The sequence below is a fragment of the Dinghuibacter sp. genome, assembly GCF_035492835.1.
Lineage (GTDB): Bacteria > Bacteroidota > Bacteroidia > Chitinophagales > Chitinophagaceae > Dinghuibacter.
In genome coordinates this window covers 1-4,060 of the sequence record NZ_DATJIY010000155.1, presented here as the reverse complement: position 1 = coordinate 4,060, position 4,060 = coordinate 1, and the positions used below count along the sequence as shown (strand labels likewise).

Genomic DNA, 4,060 nt, shown 5'->3' with positions numbered 1-4,060 from the left:
GAGGCGGGGTTGCCCGGCGCCCCGGGGGTATCCTCGGCGCTGAACATTTCTTCCTCGCTGGTAGCGACCCTTTCCCGGAATTGTCCTTCTTTTTCCAGGCGGACGGGGATAAAGGGACCGGGCGTAAAATCAAGGTGCGTCGCGCGCACCCCGCTCAACGTTCCTATTCCGTTTAAAATCAATGGTTTGCCAATATTCAGCAGCTCCCGGCCCGTGGTCAGGAATGCTTCCAGGTCGGAGATGGCGAGGGGCCGCATTTTGCCGCTATGCTGGACAAGGAAGTCGATGAGCTCGGGAGTGGTTTTTGCCTTGTTGTTGTTCTCGAACGTAATGCCCTGATAGACCTGCTGCGGCTCTTTGGCGTCCTGTACGTTAACGGTGGGGTCCAGGTGAAAAACGCCAAAACCTTCCAATACCAGTTCCTTTTGCTGATACAAATATTGGCTGAGCAAATCGGAAATCTTCATGCTTTCTGTGGTGTTTGTCGACAAACCTACAGGAAAATACTGAATTTCAATATCAATATCTTTGCCGAAACAAACGGGAATGCTCACGAAGCAGGAAAAAGAATTCATGGTTTATTGGGAGGAGAATAGGGCAAGGGAGCGTTCGCTGACCCATATACTGCTGTACGGATTGCCGCGAGGCCTGTGTTTCGGTATCCCGATCCTGCTGTGCTTACTTTTCCACGACTGGTATAAATGGCTCCCCTTTATATCGGGTGAGGACATCCTGGTTGTCGCCATTGGTGTATTCGGGGTCGTTTTGTTTTATTCGGTCTTCCGCCAGTACTACCTTTGGGACCGTAAAGAACAGCAATACCAGGAATTTTCCGCCCGGAAGGCGCAACAGGACGCCTCGCCGCCGCCGGTAACACCCCCCGGCAGCGCCGGTTAAACGAGACAGTTATGAAGACACGCGAAGCGATTTCCGTATTCGATATGTTCAAGATAGGCGTCGGCCCCTCCAGCAGCCATACGCTGGGCCCCTGGCGGGCCGCGCAGCGGTTTGCGCTGGAGATGGACCGCCGCGGTCTGCTGGAAAAGGCCCGGCGCGTCCAGGTACTGCTCTACGGCTCCCTGGCTAAAACCGGTCGCGGTCACGGGACCGATATTGCCGTCATGCTGGGTCTGGCCGGGGAAGACCCCGTTACCTTCGATACCGCCTCGATCGATACTTACGTCGCCACCATACAGCAGCGCCAGCAACTACGCCTGCTGGGCAGGCATAACGTGCCCTTTGATCCCGCGACGGACATCGTTTTCCTCTATTCCGAAACGCTCCCGTTCCACCCCAACGCGCTGACCTTTTTACTGGAAGGGGAGGGGATGGACTCCGTTGCCGAAACGTACTACTCCATCGGCGGCGGGTTTATCCAGCAGGAGGGGGAGCTGCCCGGCGGTTCCGCCGTGGTACAGCTGCCCTTCCCCATCGACCACGCCGGAGACCTGCTCCATTGGTGTATGAAGACGGGATTGAGCATCTCCGAGGTAGTCATGGAAAACGAGCACACCTGGCGCCCGGAAACCGAAACGCGGGACGGGGTGCTGAATATCTGGAGGGTGATGCGCGAATGTATCTACCGCGGTTGTCACACCCAGGGTTCCCTGCCGGGCGGGCTACAGGTCAAGCGCCGGGCTTCCGGGCTCAACCACCACCTGCTCAAAGGCAGGGCCTATGACGGTTTCGAGGGCTGGCTGGAAGCAATACGGGCGGGCGGCGCTTCTTTTCAATACACCCTGGATTGGGTCAGCTGTTTTGCGCTGGCGGTGAACGAAGAGAACGCCAGCTTTGGCCGCGTGGTCACCGCGCCCACCAACGGGGCCGCGGGGGTCATCCCGGCCGTCCTGCAATACTACGTCACCTTTTGCGACGGATATAAGGACGATAAGATCATGACCTTTCTGCTGACGGCTTCCGAGATCGGCAGCATCTTTAAAAAGGGCGCCACCATTTCCGCCGCGATGGGCGGCTGCCAGGCGGAGATCGGCGTGTCCAGCGCCATGGCCGCCGCGGGCCTGACCGAGGTCATGGGCGGTACCCAGCGCCAGGTGATGATGGCGGCGGAGATCGCGATGGAACACCACCTCGGGCTGACCTGCGACCCGATCGCCGGGTTGGTCCAGATACCCTGTATCGAACGCAACACCATGGGCGCCATCAAAGCCATCACCGCCTCCCAGCTGGCTTTGCAAAGCGCGCCGGACTACGCCAAGGTCTCGCTCGACGCGGTCGTGAAGACGATGTGGGACACCGCCCTGGATATGAATACCAAATACAAGGAAACCGCCGACGGCGGGCTCGCGGTGAATATCCCGCTGAGCCTTCCGGAGTGCTGAGCCGCGCGGCGCCACGCCTCGGACGGCTGCCGGCTACTTCAGTGAATCCAGCTGGCCCTGCACGCCTGCCGGCGTGGTAAACGACTCCCCGGGTTCCTGGAAGTTCTCGATGGCCGCCTTTGTATAGATCGCGGCGGCGATCTTGCTGGTTTTCGTGTCGATGAGGATATAGGCAAAACCGCTGTCGACGGGCGCGATCGCATAAAGGTACTTGTCCTGCGTGAGCGGCCCCGACGCCTTCATGTACTTTACGAATTGATCGTACCGGTCGCCGGTGATGTCCTTGAGCTTCGTGTGCAGGGGCTCGGTGTCCCAGATACCCGCGGCGGCGGGGGACCGGCCGGCGTAACCGTTCAGGTAGGCGAGGGAGTCGCCGTGGCCGCCGTGGCAGGCCGCCAGCGCCAACAAGGACAAAATAACTATTCGCTTCATATCAATTAAGAGTGGGATCGGCCAGCAAAGTATCCAGCGCCACATCGCTATAGTCGTGCACCGTATGGTAGAGCGTATCCCTTTCCACGGGCGCGCGCCCTGCCTGTTTGATCAGCGCCACCAGCTCCAAGGTGCTCATCGCGGGTTTCTGTTCTTCCGCGCCCGCCATCGAATAGATCTTCGTGGAGTCGTCGATGGTGCCGTCCAGATCGTTCACGCCGAACGCCAGCGTCAGCTGCGCCTTCTGGCGGCCGAGCATCGGCCAGTACGCCTTCAGGTGCGGGAAGTTGTCGAGGTACAACCGGGCGATGGCGTACATCCGCATGTCTTCCGACACGCTCACCTCCGCCACATGCGACATGTCGTTGTCGCCGTTGCGGAACTTCAGCGGGATAAAGGTATTGAAGCCGCCGGTGCGGTCCTGGAGCTGCCGGAGCCGCTCCATATGGTCGATGCGGTGGGCATAGGTCTCAACGTGGCCGTAAAGCATGGTGGCGTTGGTGTGCATGCTAAGCCGGTGCGCGGTCTCGTGGATGTGAAGCCAGCCATCGGCGTCCACCTTGTCCGCGCAGATTTGCGCGCGCACGTCTGGGTGGAAGATTTCTGCGCCGCCCCCGGGCAGGGACTGCAGCCCGGCTTCCTTTAGCATCGCCATGCCCTCTTCTACGCTAACCTTGGCCTTCCGGAACATATAGTCGAGCTCGACGGCGGTAAAGCCCTTGATGTGGAGGTCCGGCCGGTGCGCCCGTATCTGGCGCAGCAGGTCCATAAAGAAGTTCAGGTTCATCTTGGGATGCACGCCGCCGACGATGTGCACCTCCGTGACGGGCTTGCCGTCATAGGAGCGGACGATGTCCATCATCTGCTGGGTACTCAGCTCCCAGCCCTCTTCCCGGTGGGCATAGAGCCTGGAATAAGAACAAAACGCGCAGGTGAATACGCAGACGTTGGTGGGTTCGATATGAAAATTGCGGTTGAAATAGGTGGTGTGGCCGTGTTTGCGCTCCCGGACGAGGTTGGCCAGCGCGCCAACGAAGGCCAGCGGCGCCCGCTCGAACAACGTGAGCCCGTCGGCGGTTGTGAGGCGTTCCCCGCTGACGACTTTCCCACCAATGGATCGTAATTCCCCGTCAACCGTTTGCATGAGGGCTTCCACCCCCGGCGTCGATGCTTCCATAGCCTTGAATTATAGGGCCCAAAATTACGGATTTATATATACCTTCCGCAGTAAAACCCAATAACACGCGTGTCGATCAAGCTCCGTCTGATTTTGATGAATTTCCTGGAAT

4 protein-coding genes and 1 pseudogene are annotated in these 4,060 nt (G+C 59.2%); 2 read left to right on the top strand and 3 right to left on the bottom strand.

The genetic code is table 11. The annotated features are described in order from the left end of the window. Positions 1–467: pseudogene (locus tag VL547_RS14095) on the bottom strand (hypothetical protein); the annotation flags it as partial. Between the two features lie 79 nt (positions 468–546). On the opposite strand from VL547_RS14095, the gene VL547_RS14090 reads away from it, so the two are divergent. Further along, positions 547–897, top strand: a complete 351-nt coding sequence (locus VL547_RS14090) for a hypothetical protein (RefSeq protein ID WP_325578838.1) — start codon at positions 547–549, stop codon at positions 895–897. 11 nt (positions 898–908) lie between these two features. After that, positions 909–2,339 carry an L-serine ammonia-lyase gene (locus tag VL547_RS14085; RefSeq protein WP_325578836.1) on the top strand — a complete coding sequence of 477 codons (1,431 nt, stop codon included), beginning with the start codon at positions 909–911 and terminating at the stop codon, positions 2,337–2,339. Positions 2,340–2,372: 33 nt separating this feature from the next. On the opposite strand, the gene VL547_RS14080 is transcribed toward VL547_RS14085, so the two are convergent. Both VL547_RS14080 and mqnE read right to left on the bottom strand, forming a co-directional pair. Continuing rightward, the gene (locus tag VL547_RS14080) at positions 2,373–2,771 is read right to left on the bottom strand and encodes a hypothetical protein (RefSeq protein WP_325578834.1); all 399 of its coding nucleotides are present in this window, start codon (positions 2,769–2,771) and stop codon (positions 2,373–2,375) included. A 1-nt stretch (position 2,772) separates the two neighbouring features. Next, the gene (gene mqnE / locus VL547_RS14075) at positions 2,773–3,948 is read right to left on the bottom strand and encodes an aminofutalosine synthase MqnE (protein ID WP_325578832.1); all 1,176 of its coding nucleotides are present in this window, start codon (positions 3,946–3,948) and stop codon (positions 2,773–2,775) included. Between the last annotated feature and the right edge of the window lie 112 nt (positions 3,949–4,060).